Origin of the sequence: Streptomyces sp. NPDC002889, assembly GCF_042888425.1 — a bacterium.
Classification (GTDB): domain Bacteria; phylum Actinomycetota; class Actinomycetes; order Streptomycetales; family Streptomycetaceae; genus Streptomyces.
This window is the reverse complement of sequence record NZ_JBIAPT010000018.1, coordinates 145494-159689: the sequence shown is the minus strand read 5'-3', so window position 1 is coordinate 159689 and position 14196 is coordinate 145494. Positions and strand designations below refer to the sequence as shown.

Here is a 14196-nt window from a genome sequence, read left to right as displayed (position 1 = left end):
CCACGCTCGGACATCGCGAGAAGGCTGTCCTCAGCCGATCTGTGCCATGTCCTCCTTCACCCGCACGGCGAACTCCGACCACAGATCGGCGAACTGCCGGGCAAGGTCGGCGACGATGTCACTGCAGTGCGGCGGGACATTGCTGATGATCGCGTCCCACTCCTCCTTCCGCAGAGTGTGCAGAGCCAGGAGGCGCAGCAGATTCCGTCCGGTTTCGGTGAAGCGCAGCGCCGGATCCGCCTTCAGGCGCTTGACGAGGGCGGCGCGGTCGGGGGCCGGCTCCCCCCGGGGCCGACCGGACGCCCTGGCAGGCCCCGGTCCGCCGAACTCCTTGTGCACGACAAGGTTGTTGCTTCCGGGGGCCTGCGCGTCCGCGGCGGCCGCCGACTTCCTTTTGCGCCGCTTCGGCAGCAGATCCTCGCCGTTGCGCAGACGGTTGCGAACATCGCGTGCCGTCTCGGGCGAGATACCGGCCGCCCGAGCGACCTGACGCAGGGACAGGCCCGGGTTTTCGATGAGGAGTTCACCCGCGAGCGTGCGGCCCGCGCTCCCGTCGATCGGCCGGAGCCTGCCGTCCTGGCCGACCCTGATCTCCGGCTCCGCTCCGCGGACGATCCGCTTACGGATGTCGCCCACGGTCCCCGGCGAGATACCGGTGACCGAGGCCACCCTCCGGTCGGACCACTGTGGATGCGACGCGATGATGCGCTCGGCGGCACGTTTGCGGTCCGCCAGGGCCAGGGGCAGACCGTGCGTGACGTTGAGTTTGACCGAGAGTACGAAAGCCTCGGCGTCGTCGCCGTCGAAGAACCTGACGGCGATCGTGTCCTCACCGCGCAGCCTGGCCGCTTTCAGGCGGTGAAAACCGTCGATGACTTTCATGGTCGCCCGGTGCACGGTGATGGGCGGAAGCGGGGTCTGCGCAGCCGCGAGGAGCTGCACATGTTCGGGTCTCTCACCGGAAAGCCGCGGTGAGCCGGCCAGGCTCAGCGAGCTCAGCTCGACTTCCACAACGGGCTGCTGACTTGTTCCCTCTGCTACGGTCGCCACCCCAGCTCCTCACGAACTCACGATTAACGAGTCAGAAGCCCTGAAGTCCAGGATGCTTTCTTGACCGCTGCGGCCGACCGCGATAAGTCTGAAGTGGTTCGGATCGGATTGATAGAACCGGCTCGTTACCAATGCCCTTCGACTCCCCCCAGGACGCTTTGGTGCAGAACATCTGAGCGATGGAATATTCTTCCGTCAGATGTGAGAAAAATTAACAGCCGCTGTTTGGGAGTCGTAACCCCTGCCTAACCCTTAGCTGTCGACCCCTACGGCCCCCTACCTCTAGGGGGTGTCCGAGCAGGTGTGCGATCACCGCCCGAGAACGGACGCCCGGCCGTCGGCAGCCGGCCCGGTGCTCAGCCTGCCGGGACCACCCTGCGCGCGGTGGGGACGCGGTCGGAGGCGGGCATCGTGAGAGTGCGGCCCATCAGCGGCGACAGGATCGTGACGACGTCGGCGATCTCCCGGGCGTCGGATCCGAAGAGCGCCTGGTCGCCGTCGCAGAGTGCCGTCCTCGGCTCGGGGTGGACATCGATGAGCACGCCGTCCGCGCCGGCCGCGATCGCGGCGCGGGTCAGCGGCAGAACCAGGTCGCGGCGCCCGCCGGAGTGCGAGGGGTCGACGATCACCGGCAGATGCGACAGCCGCTGCACCACGGGCACCGCGCTGATGTCGAGGGTGTTACGGGTCGCGGTCTCGAATGTGCGGATGCCGCGCTCGCACAGCACGATGTCGAGGTTGCCGCGTTGGGCGATGTACTCCGCGGCACTCAGCCACTCCTCGATCGTGGCGCTGAAGCCGCGCTTGAGCAGCACCGGCCTGCCGGACCGGCCGACCGCCTGGAGCAGCGCGAAGTTCTGCATGTTGCGGGCGCCGATCTGCAGCATGTCGGCGTACGAGGCGACCATGTCCACGCTGCCCGGGTCGATCACCTCGGTGACGACCGGCAGTCCCGTCTCGGCCCGCACATCGGCGAGGATCCTCAGTCCCGCCTCGCCGAGCCCCTGGTAGGAGTAGGGAGAGGTCCGTGGCTTGAACGCGCCCCCCCGCAGCAGTGAAGCGCCGGCCTCCATGGCCATCCTCGCGGCCTCGAGCGTCTGCTCCGGCGTCTCCACCGCGCACGGCCCGGCTATCACGCTCATCGTGTCCGGGCCGATCGGCACGCCCCCCACCCTGATCACCGAGCGGGCAGGATGGTGTTCGCGGCTGACCAGCTTGTACGGTACGGACACCCGCATCACCTGGAGCACACCGTTACGGCTGCCCAGATTCAACGCCTCGAAGTCGTCGACATCTCCGACCAGACCGACGATCGTCCGCGATACTCCGCGGCTGACAAAAGCGTCTCCGCCGGCCGTGCGAACTAACCGGACAACGGCATCGATGTCTTGCTGCGTCGCCTCGGGAGCCATCACTACGACCATGAGCTCTCCTCCTTTTCTCCACGGAGTTATTCCGTGGAACCACCGCGAATATCGCCATCGTAGGAGCGGCGGATGCAATCCACAATGTTCCCGTGACACGCCGGGAACACCTACCGGAAATGGCATTGTGGTCAGGAGGTGAAAAGCCTGGCGATGTCAGAGAAGTTCGAGGATGGTGGCATTGGCCGTGCCGCCGCCCTCGCACATGGTCTGCAGGCCTTAGCGGATGCCGCCGGCTCCTGGGACCGGGCTGCGTACTCGTCCATCGCCCGGCGGGACAGGGCCCCGCTTCTCGGCGATCATCTCCGCGCCGACGTCCTGGTTGAACTGGACGCCGCCGTATCGCGCACCCATCTTCGGGCCGAAGGGCAGGACGGGACCCGCGGTGACCACCGCCCCGTCGGGACCCTGCTCATCGACTCGACACCACCGGCGACCACCAGGTCGTACCGACCGGAGACCACCCCGGACGCCGGCGAAGTGCACGGCCTGCCGGCTGGATCCGCGCTGCCGCTCCACCACCGTGCCGGGAACCCTCTCCGGCCACCCCGCGGCGAGGACAGCGTTGCGGTCGATGTTGACCGGCTGCTCGCCCACCTGGCTGACACAGCCCCGGACCACGTCATCGACCAGCGCGGGGTCGACGCCTGTCCGCTCGGCGAGGGAGCGCAGTATGTGCGCCGCGAGGTCACGGGGTGGATCTCGGCGAGCGAACCGCCCGCCCCGGCGTCCGGACGGCCTCGACGATGACGGCGTCCCTCATCTGGGTGCCGTGGGTGCTCCTCACCCGGCCGGTGGCCGGAAGTCGGCCGTACACATCGATGACTTCTCGGTGCGGCACACGGGTGGGACGACGTCGCGGCCCGGCCGTTGCACCAGCACCGTGGCCGTCTGAGCGCTCGCTCGGTCTTCCCGTGCAACGGCAGCGTGTAACGCCCGATTCTCGAGCGACAGGCCGGTCGACCAGGCATACTAAGCGGTCGGTACCTTGAATTCGGGCAGCGTTGCCCCTGTGTCCGGCGAGCTGACGCGGCGACGCGGCGACAGACGAGAGAAACGAGGATCAGCATGGGAGACATATCCGTCGGCAGGACACCCACGGCGGTCCTGTTCGACTACGGCGGCGTGCTGACCACCCCGGTACGCCACAGCATCGACGCCTGGCTACGTCGGGACGGTATCCGCCCGGCGACCTTCTCCCGTGTGCTCAAGGCATGGATGTCCCGGTCGGCGCGGGGCGGCACGCCTGTCCACCTGCTGGAGACCGGCGAGATGCCGGTCGAGGAGTTCGAGCGCCGCATGGCGGCCGAACTGGTCACCCATGACGGCTCCCCGGTGGTGGCGGAGGGACTGCTCGACCGCCTGTTCGGCGAGATGAGGGCCGATGCGCAGATGATCGCGCTGGTCCGCGACCTGCGAGCCCTCGGCATACGCACGGTGCTGCTCTCCAACAGCTGGGGGAACACCTACCCACGGAGACTGCTCGCCGAGCTCTTCGACGCCGTGGTGATCTCGGGCGAGGTGGGGCTGCGCAAGCCGGATCCGAGGATCTACCGGCTGGCGCTCGAACAGGCGGGCGCCGCGGCGGACGAGGCGGTGTTCGTCGACGACGCCCAGCCCAATGTCTCGGCCGCGGCCACCCTGGGCCTGCATGCCGTGCTCCATGTCGACCCGTCCCGGACCCGAGAACAACTCGCCGCCCTGATGCCGGGCCTGGCCGACGAACCTGCGGGGACCTGAGCGCCGGCCGGCTCGCCGGGAGGATCCCTATCCGCTCCGGCCCGACTTCCACACGTAGTCGAGCCCCGGGCGCCCGTCCAGCAGGATCTCGCCGGTGGGTACGAATCCCGTACGGACCAGAACCGCTCGCGAGCCGGCGTTGTCCAGCGTCGTCACTGCCCGCAGCGTGGTCAGCCCGTACTCCGTGACGGCCAGGGCGCATGCCTGGCGGACACCGCTCGTGGCCAGGCCTTGACCAGCGGCCTTCTCCGCGATCCGGTACCCGAGTTCGGCGCAGCCGTCCGACACATCGATCAGGTTGACCCGCCCCAGCACCTCGCCACCGTCGCCCACCAGCAGGTGAAAGTGGTGCAGCCCGGCGGCCTGCTCGGCGAGCAGGCTGCTGTGCCGTGCGTCGAAATGGCCGAAGTAGTCGTCGCCACGGTCGGGAACCGACGCTGCGAAGTAGGCCCGGTTCTCCTGTTCGAAGGTGAGCAGAGCCGGGGCGTGGTCGAGGCGAAGGCGCTGGAGTGCGGGCATGGGAAAACGTTACGAGAGGGCGCAGTCGTGGATGGCTCCGGCCCCTGGGAGCCGTTTCGTTCAGTGTGCGGGCGACCTGTGCGAGTGCGCTCCCTGCGGCGTTTCCCGCGTCCCGTCCCCCGCGAGGAACTCGACCAGCGCCATCGCGAAGAGCCAGACCAATGCGATGCCGACGACGACCCAGGCCGTGGGGTAGCTCCACAGGATGTACGTCAGGACGGCCAGGCCGACCAGGACCCAGGTGATCCACTTCCGGTGGCGCTGGAGGAACGGTCCGACCGGACCGGTGCGCATGCCCGCGCGGTCGGCGGTCGAGCGGACGGCAGCGATGCCGGAGTGCCACGACTGCCGTACGAATTCCGCCCACCGGCCGGGACCGCTCAGCCATGCGGCCAGGGCGATCACCACGCCGAGTGTCACACCCATCCGAACCGTGGTGCGCAGGTAGCGGGTGAGCGTGTCGTAGACGGACTCGGCCGCGGGCTGGGAGACGGTGTCGGGCAGCGCGTTCAGATACACCACACGGAAGACGGTCAGGCCCACGCCCAGCAGCACCATGGCGAAGGCGAAGGCGAGCGCGGCGACCACGAGAACGCGCCGGCGGTGAGCGGACAGCAGGACCCCCGCGGCGATCAGCACCACGGAGAGAACAGGCAGCCAGAAGCCGGCGATCTGCAGAACCCGGAAGTAGGTCTTGACCTTGCCGATGTTGTCGGCGCGCAGCACCGTGAAGTCGGTGTGCACTTCGGGGATCTTCGCGGCGACCGTCATTCCTTCGTCGACGAGTCGTTGCTTGACCTGGTCGACGACCGGCCCGAGGTCGACGGTGACCGAGTCGTTGTTGATCTTCACCGCGCCGCCGCCGCTGCCCGTCAGGGCCTTCTCGATTGCGGCGTGGATCCGGCGGTTGGCCTGGATCCAGATGTTCTCGAAGGTGTCGGAGGCGATGATCTCCTCCGACTTGTCGTGGACGAAACTGCGGACCGCGCTCTCCAGCGAGTCGCCGATCCTGCCGAGCGCCTTCTCGGCGAGCGGCCGGTCCGCGGGCGCCACGCCCTCCAGCAGGCTCGGGAGATCGATGTGTTCCATCACCGCGTCGGTGACCCGGTTCGCCGCGGCGTTCTGGATGTCCGGGTCGGAGGCGAGCGGGGCGACCGTGTCGACGTAGCGGTCCGTGTCCCCCACCTCGTCCGCCGTCCAGGCGGCGACGGCGGCCAGCGGCGCGAGGATGCAGCCGATGACGATGAGCAGCGCCGCGAAGAAGGAGCGCCACCGGTGCCGGGGGGCGCGGGCCTCCTTGTCGGCTTCAAGCGCGGCGATACGTGTGTGCAGCTGCTCCAGTTCGGAGCGTCCGTCGTCGGCCCGGCCGGGTGTGCCGGACGGCTCGGCACCGGGACCCGCTGCTCCGTCGTCCGCCATGGCGCTTCCTCCCCTTTGTTCCTGTGGGTTCGTTGCCAGCAGACCCTGCGGGACAGGCACACGCGAGCGCTCCGCACCCGCGCGAGTGAACGGCAGAGTCATCACGCCGCACCTGCGCCTCGGCCACCGCCGCAGGCGGCAGGTTCATCCGGGTGGTGTGCTCTTCGGACGCCGCCCGCCGCCGATGCCCTGCGGGTCGGCCGTTTGCGCCGTGGCGCGGCGCAGAGGGTCGGTGAACACCCGCTCGACCGCGTCCTCGAGGAGATCGAGCTCTACGCGGACGGCCGGGAGGCGCTCGTCCGGCAGGGTCTCGAGCAGGCCCTCCAGCAGCGCGCGGAGCCGTCTGCAGATCTGGAGGGATGTCGCCCCGTACTCACGGATCTCGGTGACCGCGAGCTGGAGGTAGTCCTCCCAGGCCCGGCCCGGCACCACCAGGCGCGGCCGATCGTGCTCGTCGACGAGCACATAGTGCCCGCGGAGTTCGGCCCTGCCGACCGTGTGAAGGAACGCTTCGATGTGGTTGAGCACCTGGACGCCGGTCGTGGGGTCGTTCACGGCCGGGGAGAGCGCACGGATGGCGATGTCGACGAGAACGCGCAGGGCGAAGGCGGGGTCCTGCTCGATGGTCCGCTCGGCACCGAGGGCGACGAAGCCGGTCACCCTCGCCGGGTCGGGTGCCGAGGCGCCGCCGTGGACCTCGATGAGGACGGCGCCGGGCGGTACGAAGTCGCCGACTGGGTGGGCCACCACGAAGACGCAGTCGTGGCGCACCGCGGCGGCCTTCAGAGCGGCCGCGTTGAGTGCCTGGACGGCTCCGCCTCGTTCGGACCGGACGTGCAGGACCGGACCGCCCGGCAGCGCGGGTAGCGCGCCATCGGCTGCCGCGGAGCTGCGGATCTGCGCCGCCCCTTGGGTGAGGACCTTCTCCCCCATACGTCCGACCAGGTCGGCGATGGCGACCGGCCGGAGGTTGTGGGTGAACCGGTTGAGGTAGACCAGCAGAAGCAGCAGGCTGACGGCGACGGCCACCCCGGCCAGGGTGACTCCGAGGTCGGGGACGGAGCCCGACTCGATGGTGCGCAGCAAGGAGAAGGCGAATGCGAATGTCCCGGTGAACGTGGCCAGCACGGCCTTCTGCAGGCGGTCGCGGTACCAGAGGCGCATGTAACGGGGGGACAGTGCACCCGTGGCCTGCTGCACGACGAGTACGCCGATGGTGACCACGAATCCGAGCAGGGCGACCATGGCCCCGACGATGGAGCTGAGCACGCTGCTCGCGGTCGTCGCAGAATATCGCCAATTCCCGGGCACCCAGTCCGCGTCCTCTGCTGCGAGAGCGGCCTCGGCAAGAACAGCACCGAGGACGAGCCCGAACAGCGGAACGATCCACAGACTCGCCTTGGCGTACTGCCGCAGCCGGAAGGCATCCGCCCAGGACATCATCGGCTGCACCCGAAATGCGCACCCCTTCCGGGTGTCGGCGCAGGGCTCGACAGCACGAGCGGCCTCCGGATTCGGCGGTGGAATACGGCCCGCGTTTCCGCGGTCCCTCTGCGTATCCGCACTTCTTCGTCTCCACGGTAATGCCGTTCCTCGGCGGGCGCAGAACCAGGACCGGTGCAGCGGGAACGCTCCGGGAGGCCCGTCGGAAACTCCTTGCCTAAGCTGAACGGTGGCACCGAAAGGGGCTCACCATGGACGAATACCCGCCGATCGAAAATCACGGGCTCATCGGTGATCTGCAGACCGCGGCACTGGTGACCACTGAGGGAACCATCGACTGGTACTGCTGCCCGCGGTTCGACTCGCCCAGCGTGTTCGGCGCCCTGCTGGACCGGGAGAAGGGCGGGCATTTCACGGTCGTACCAGCCCACAAGACGTATGCCACCAAGCAGTTGTACCTGCCGGATACCGCGATTCTCGTGACCCGGTTCATGACCGAGGCCGGCGCCGGCGAAGTGGTCGACTTCATGCCGGTGACCGGGCACACGGCCACCGATCGCCACCGTCTGGTCCGTATGCTCCGATGCGTGCGGGGCAGTATGACCTTCGAGATCGACATCGCCCCGCGGTTCGACTACGGCCGCAAGCCGCACAAGTTGCACATCACCGAGCACGGAGCCGTGTTCGCATCGGAGGACCTCGAGCTGACTGTTCACCCGGTCCGCGAACCGGGTGACGAGCGGCTCCTCACCCCCCTGACGGGCGACCACGATCTGCGCTTCTCGCTGACTCTGCAGGCCGGTCAGCAGCGCGGCCTGGTTCTGGAGTCGTCCGCCGAGGGGCCGCCTCACGAGATCCGGCTCGCCGAGTTCCAGGACCTCTTCGACGACACCGTCCGGTACTGGCGGTCCTGGCTCGGCCAGTCCCGCTACACGGGCCGGTGGCGGGAGGCGGTGGAGCGCTCCGCCGTGACCCTGAAGCTGATGACGTACGCACCCAGTGGTGCCGTGGTGGCGGCCCCGACTGCCGGGCTGCCGGAGCAGGTGGGCGGCGAGCGCAACTGGGACTACCGGTTCACCTGGATCCGCGACGCTTCCTTCTCCGTGTACGCGTTGCTGGGGCTGGGCTTCAAAGAGGAGGCGACCGCGTTCATCCGCTGGCTCGGTGACCGGGTCCAGGAGAAGGCCGGCAACCAGGGCGACACCGGACCGCTGAACATCATGTACCGGGTCGACGGCTCCTCCGACCTCGTCGAGGAGATCCTGGAGCACTGGGAGGGATACCAGGGCTCCACCCCGGTACGCATCGGCAACGGCGCGGCGACCCAGCTGCAACTGGACATCTACGGCGAGGCGCTGGACAGCATCTACTTCGCCCATCGGCACGGAATCCAGCTGGGCCACCACGGCTGGACCTCGCTGCGCACGAACCTCGACTGGCTGGTCGACCACTGGGACCGGCCCGACGAGGGCCTGTGGGAGACCCGGGGCGGCCGCCAGAACTTCACCTACGGCCGGGTGATGTCCTGGGTCGCCTTCGACCGGGCACTTCGGCTTGCCGCCGCCACCGGCCGGCCGGCCTCTTCCAACCGCTGGAACAGTGAGCGGGACAAGATCTACGAGCAGGTCCTGACGCAGGGCTGGGATCCGGAGCGAGGGGCCTTCGTCCAGCACTACGGCAGTGATGTGCTCGACTCGTCGCTGCTGCGGACGCCGACGGTCGGCTTCATCACTCCCGACGACCCGATGTGGCAGTCCACCCTGAATGCGATGGACCGGGAGCTGGTCACCGACAGCCTGGTCTACCGGTACAACCCCGAGGCCTCGCCGGACGGGCTGCGCGGCTCCGAGGGCACGTTCTCCCTGTGCACGTTCATGTACGTCGATGCCCTGGCGCGGGCCGGACGACTCGATCAGGCACGGCTCGTACTGGAGAAGATGCTGACATACGCCAACCATCTGGGTCTCTATTCCGAGGAGATCGACCTGACGGGGCGACAACTGGGCAACTTCCCCCAGGCGTTCACCCACCTGGCGTTCATCGATGCGGCCATCACCTTGGACGCGACCCTGAACCGGGCGCGGGACGGCGGGATCTAACCCGAGGGCGACATGCGGTCCCCAGGTGGGGCCGGGCCGAGCAGGACGACGGTGTCGTCCTCGAGCGGGGTGACTTTCTGCGCCTCGGTGACCGGCTCGAGCCGGCCGTCGGCACGGACCACGAACAGCATGTCGTGGTCCGGCGGGAGCGGCTCGGATGCGGGCTGCACCAGAATGCGGGCGCCCTGCTCGTAGCGCGCCGCCAGAATGTGCCGGACGAGTGACGTGCCGAAGAGGATGTCGCCGCCTGTGTAGGGAGCGACGACGCCATGGCTGTCGTGCGGTGGTCCGACCCGGTAGACAGGACCTTCGACGTTGCCCTGCACCACGACCGAGGCGAGCGCGTTGAAATCGTCGTCGTCGGTGAGCAGGAGGACGGCCGTGACGCCCTCCAGTCGTGCCCGGGGGTTGGTGGCCGTGGCCAGCATGTCTCCTTTGGCCAGTTCGATCCCCGCGTCCTTGATCCGTTCCCGCTCCTCGTCGAGTCCCGCCCACATGAGCACGTCGAGCCCGGCCGACCGCAATGCCCTTCCCAAGTCGATCACCCACGGATGACCGCCCACCAGCAGTGGCCGGGTGCCCGAGGGTTTGACCACTCCCAGGCGTCGGGCCACGGGCGCGGCGGTCAGTGCGTAGATCAGGACCGTTCCCACGATCACCAGGAACGTGACCGGAAGGATCCTGGTGGCGCCGGGAATCCCCTTCTCGACGAGGGCAGCGGCGAAGGCCGACGCGGTGGAGGCCGCGACGATGCCGCGCGGTGCCATCCACCCGACGAAAGCCCGCTCCCTGAAGGCCAGGCCGGAACCTCGGGTGGCGGCGAAGGCCACAAGCGGCCGCACCACCAGGACGAGGATCGTGATGAGGACAAGTGCAGGCACGAGCACGGGCACTACCGACGCCGGGGTGACGGTGGACGAGATGGAGACGAACAACAGGCCGATGATCAGCTGGACCAGCGTTCCCAAGAAGGGGCGGCGGGCGGGCATGTCGAAGCCCCGGATGTTGGTGACGGCCAGTCCCGTGACGATCGCGGCGATGAGCCCTGTGTCGTCGCGGATGATGTCGCACCCGGCCGACACGGCGATCACCGTGGTCAGTTGTGCCAGGGTGCCGAGCGTTTCGCCGAGCCGGAGGGTGCGCAGCGTCAGCCAGAGCAATGCGGTGCCCACGGCCCCGCCCACGAGGCCGACGCTCATGCTGATGAGGAACTGGCCGAGTTGGTATCCCCTGCCGATGTCGATGCGGTGCGTCGTGGCGATGGCGTGGAAGACGAGTGCTCCGAGAATGCCGCCGATCGGGTCAGTCAGTGTTCCTTCCCAGATCAGGATGCGCCGCGCCTTCTCCGTGGGCCGCACAAAGTCGAGCAGCGGACCCACAACGGTCGGGCCCGACACCACAAGGATCGTGCCCAGCATTGACGCCACCCTGAGCGGCATGCTGAACAGGGCCGGGCCGACCGCTGAGACGACCAGGAAGATCAGGACCACGCCGAACACCAGCAGCCTGCCCACGATCCAGCGTGTGCGGCCGGTGAGATTGCGCAGGTCGAGCCCGAGACCGGCGTCGTACAGAATCACCGCCACCGACAGTGACACCAAAGCGGAGAAGTCCGGCCCCACCAGCTTGTCCGGATGGATGACATCGGTCAGGGCACCTGCGGCGAACCCGACCGGCAACAGCAGGATCAGGGCGGGGACTCTCAGCTTGCTCGCCAGGATCTGCGATCCGGTGGCGAGAACCAGCGTGAGCGCGATGCCGAGGAGGATCTCGTCGTCGGTCACAGCAGCTTCCCTACTCGAATTCCGGGCGCGCTGTGGGATTCAACCGCGTGCCGGAGGGCACCACACGCCCGCCTCGGCGGGCATCGAGGCAGCCACCCGGTCGGACCAAGTACGTTCGCCCAACGGACACGGCCGGCGGCCAATCGGCAGCCGGACGGTCAGCCCTGCGGCGCACCATGGCCGCTCGCGCCATCGCGCCGCAGATCGGTGTCGGTGAGTTCCTCCAGCTCTCCATGGGTGTCAAGCCAGTACAGGAAAACGACGGCCGGAATGACCAACAGCACAGCCACGAGCGTGACCAGCGCCAGCCAGCGCAGCGTCGTGGGAGCGCCCGCCCCCTCGGCAACGGTCAGTGAGGTGGGGATGAGGTACGGGCGCTGGGCCATGCCCCAGGCGATGACGGCCGACGCAACGACCCCGATGGCCGTGATCCGGGACCAGTCGCCGGACGGGCGCAGCAGCAGCCATCCGGTGGCGAGCGTGGCCACCACGGCCAGGACCACGAAGACGAGCCCTACGCCGTGGGTGAAGCCGTGCCACACGTGAGGCGCGTCGCCGTGGGTGACGAACATCGTGATCACGGCCAGTACGGCGACGCAGGCGAGAGCGCCGAGCGCTCGCCGCCGGAAGTAGCCGTCGAGATCGGGCGCGTCGAAGCGCCGGGCGTCCGCGGCCAGGAACACGGCTCCCAGGAACGCCGTTGCCGCGACGGCGAGCAGGCCGAAGAGAAGGGAGGTGGGGTTGGACCAGGCGTCCGCCGCCGCCTCCGTCCCCGGTGACACCCTGCCGGAGGCAACCCCGCCGACCGCTGCGCCGAGGAAGAACGGGGTGAGGAGCGAAGCGATGGCGAACACGGCACCGTACAGGCGCCGGCCGGCGAGCCGCCGGCTGGGCTTGCGCAGGGCGAAGCCGGCACCGCGCAGGACCAAACCCACGGCGGCCAGCGCCAGGGGCAGCCACATCGCGGAGAAGACGGTCTGGAACAGCACGGGGAAGCCGGTCCACATGATGACGAAGATGAAGATCAACCAAACGTTGTTGACCTCCCACACCGGGGCCATCGCGTGGTCGATCAGCCCTCTGGGGCGCTTGCCGCGTTTCGCGCCCCCGGCTGTCAGGTCCCAGAAGCCCGCCCCGTAGTCGGTGCCGCCGGCGCAGGCGTAGGCGGCCACCACGAGCAGCAGCACGACGGCGATCAGGTCGGCGGTCATGACCGGCCCTCCCGGGGCGGCGCGGACCCGCTGTCACCGCTGGAGGCCGGTGTGCCGCCGGCCGGGACCGGGGAGCGGGGCCCGTAGGGGGTGTCCGTCTCCGGCGCCTCCCCCGGTCGTCCCGCCGCCTGTTGTTCGTCGGCGAGCCGCCAGCGGGTGCGCATCTTGAGCAGGACGGCGAGGAAAGAGCCGAAGACGAACACGTACACCACGACGACGAGTCCGAACATGATCCACAGACCGGTGGACCGGGTCGAGGTCACCGCGTCGGCGACCCGCATGTTCTGGTAGACGATCCAGGGCTGACGTCCCACCTCGGTGGCGATCCAGCCGCATTCGACGGCGACGACGGAGGCGACGCCCGCGCAGGCCGCTCCGCGGTAGAACCACTTGGACTCCGGCAGCCGGCGCTGCCGCAGCCAGACCAGGCCGTACCACAGGGCGAGCAGCACCAGCACGGAGCCGATCACGACCATGAGGTCGAAGGCCCAGTGGGCGATGGTGGCCTGGGTGGCCGTCGGTCGCTGGTCGGCGGGTACGGACGTCAGACCCGTGACCTTGGTGTCCGGGCTGAAGCCGGCCAGGATGGAGTCGAGCTGCGGAATCTTGATGCCGCCGGAGATGGATCCATCCGGATGCAGACGGCCGAACAGGTACTCCGCCACATGGGTGTCGGTGTTCCAGACGATCTCCATGGCGGCGAACTTCACAGGCTGCTTGTGGAACACCGAGCGGGCGATGGCGTCGCCCAGTATGAACTGCACCGGAGTGGCCACCGCGGCGATCGTGAAGGGGACGGTGAACCCGAGCCGGTGGTAGCGGTCCCGGCGGCCGCGCAGCCATCCGACGGCGTAGACGCCTGCGACCACGTAGCCGGCGGTCACCAACATCGCCACCACGAAGTGCCAGTACTGCGGCCCGAACATCGGGGTGAAGATGGCCTTCCAGATGTTCACGTCGGTGGGCTTGCCCTCGGAGTCGAGGGTGAAGCCCTGTGGCGTGTTCATCCAGGAGTTGGCGGCCAGGATGCCGAACGCCCCGAGCAGCGCGGCGGCCGGCAGCGGCAGTCCGAGCAGGAAGTGGGTGCGCGGCTTCAGCCTGCGCCAGCCGTACAGATAGATGGCGATGAGCACCGCTTCGAGGAAGAACGCCCAGGCCTCGATGCCGAACCCGATGCCGAAGACATCGCCCCACCTGCCCATCAGTCCCGGCCAGAGCAGGCCGAACTCGAAGGACAGTACGGTGCCGGTGACGACACCGATCGCGAACTGCACCGCCATGACGGCCGACCAGCGGCGCGCCAGCAGCAGGGCGGTGGGGTCGTCTCGGCGCAGGCCGCGGTAGTGCATCACGAGGGTGATGAACGGCAGCGCCACTCCCATGGGCACCAGGATGATGTGGGAGGCGAGGGTGAAGGCCATGAGCGATCTGGCCGGCAGCATTTGGGCCGGGGCGTCCGCCAGCAGGGTGACCGTGGTGTGCATACATGCCTTTGCTGCGAGGAGGG

11 protein-coding genes are annotated in these 14196 nt (G+C 68.7%); 2 read left to right on the top strand and 9 right to left on the bottom strand.

Annotated features, from left to right (window positions below; translation table 11 throughout):
• Positions 1 to 30: 30 nt before the first annotated feature.
• From ACFYWI_RS26160 to ACFYWI_RS26150, 3 genes are all read right to left on the bottom strand, one after another.
• On the bottom strand, positions 31 to 1050 hold the full coding sequence (locus ACFYWI_RS26160; RefSeq protein ID WP_389237007.1) for a ParB N-terminal domain-containing protein: 1020 nt from the start codon (positions 1048 to 1050) through the stop codon (positions 31 to 33).
• Between the two features lie 356 nt (positions 1051 to 1406).
• Positions 1407 to 2474 carry a 3-deoxy-7-phosphoheptulonate synthase gene (aroF, locus tag ACFYWI_RS26155; protein WP_389237005.1) on the bottom strand — a complete coding sequence of 356 codons (1068 nt, stop codon included), beginning with the start codon at positions 2472 to 2474 and terminating at the stop codon, positions 1407 to 1409.
• Between the two features lie 219 nt (positions 2475 to 2693).
• Positions 2694 to 3146, bottom strand: coding sequence for a hypothetical protein (locus tag ACFYWI_RS26150; RefSeq protein WP_389237051.1), 453 nt, complete (start codon positions 3144 to 3146; stop codon positions 2694 to 2696).
• A gap of 396 nt (positions 3147 to 3542) precedes the next feature.
• Between ACFYWI_RS26150 and ACFYWI_RS26145 the strand changes: the two genes are divergently transcribed.
• A complete protein-coding gene (locus ACFYWI_RS26145) occupies positions 3543 to 4214 on the top strand; it encodes an HAD family hydrolase (protein ID WP_389237003.1) in 672 nt (223 codons plus the stop codon).
• Between the two features lie 27 nt (positions 4215 to 4241).
• On the opposite strand, the gene ACFYWI_RS26140 is transcribed toward ACFYWI_RS26145, so the two are convergent.
• The 3 genes from ACFYWI_RS26140 to ACFYWI_RS26130 form a co-directional block, all read right to left on the bottom strand.
• Positions 4242 to 4733: a GNAT family N-acetyltransferase gene (locus tag ACFYWI_RS26140; RefSeq protein WP_389237001.1), complete on the bottom strand. Its 492-nt coding sequence runs from the start codon at positions 4731 to 4733 to the stop codon at positions 4242 to 4244.
• Positions 4734 to 4793: 60 nt separating this feature from the next.
• Complete coding sequence (locus ACFYWI_RS26135; protein WP_389236999.1) at positions 4794 to 6152, bottom strand: hypothetical protein; 1359 nt, start codon at positions 6150 to 6152, stop codon at positions 4794 to 4796.
• A gap of 144 nt (positions 6153 to 6296) precedes the next feature.
• The gene (locus ACFYWI_RS26130; protein WP_389236997.1) at positions 6297 to 7595 is read right to left on the bottom strand and encodes a DUF2254 domain-containing protein; all 1299 of its coding nucleotides are present in this window, start codon (positions 7593 to 7595) and stop codon (positions 6297 to 6299) included.
• A 251-nt stretch (positions 7596 to 7846) separates the two neighbouring features.
• On the opposite strand from ACFYWI_RS26130, the gene ACFYWI_RS26125 reads away from it, so the two are divergent.
• The gene (locus ACFYWI_RS26125) at positions 7847 to 9694 is read left to right on the top strand and encodes a glycoside hydrolase family 15 protein (RefSeq protein WP_389236995.1); all 1848 of its coding nucleotides are present in this window, start codon (positions 7847 to 7849) and stop codon (positions 9692 to 9694) included.
• Here the strand turns inward: ACFYWI_RS26125 and ACFYWI_RS26120 are convergent.
• From ACFYWI_RS26120 to ACFYWI_RS26110, 3 genes are all read right to left on the bottom strand, one after another.
• Entirely contained in the window at positions 9691 to 11478 is a 1788-nt protein-coding gene (locus ACFYWI_RS26120; protein ID WP_389236993.1) for a cation:proton antiporter, read from the bottom strand. The genes ACFYWI_RS26125 and ACFYWI_RS26120 overlap by 4 nt on opposite strands.
• A 158-nt stretch (positions 11479 to 11636) precedes the next feature.
• Positions 11637 to 12689 carry a cytochrome d ubiquinol oxidase subunit II gene (locus ACFYWI_RS26115; RefSeq protein ID WP_389236991.1) on the bottom strand — a complete coding sequence of 351 codons (1053 nt, stop codon included), beginning with the start codon at positions 12687 to 12689 and terminating at the stop codon, positions 11637 to 11639.
• A complete protein-coding gene (locus ACFYWI_RS26110; protein ID WP_389236989.1) occupies positions 12686 to 14173 on the bottom strand; it encodes a cytochrome ubiquinol oxidase subunit I in 1488 nt (495 codons plus the stop codon). Before ACFYWI_RS26110 ends, ACFYWI_RS26115 begins: the two co-directional genes overlap by 4 nt.
• Between the last annotated feature and the right edge of the window lie 23 nt (positions 14174 to 14196).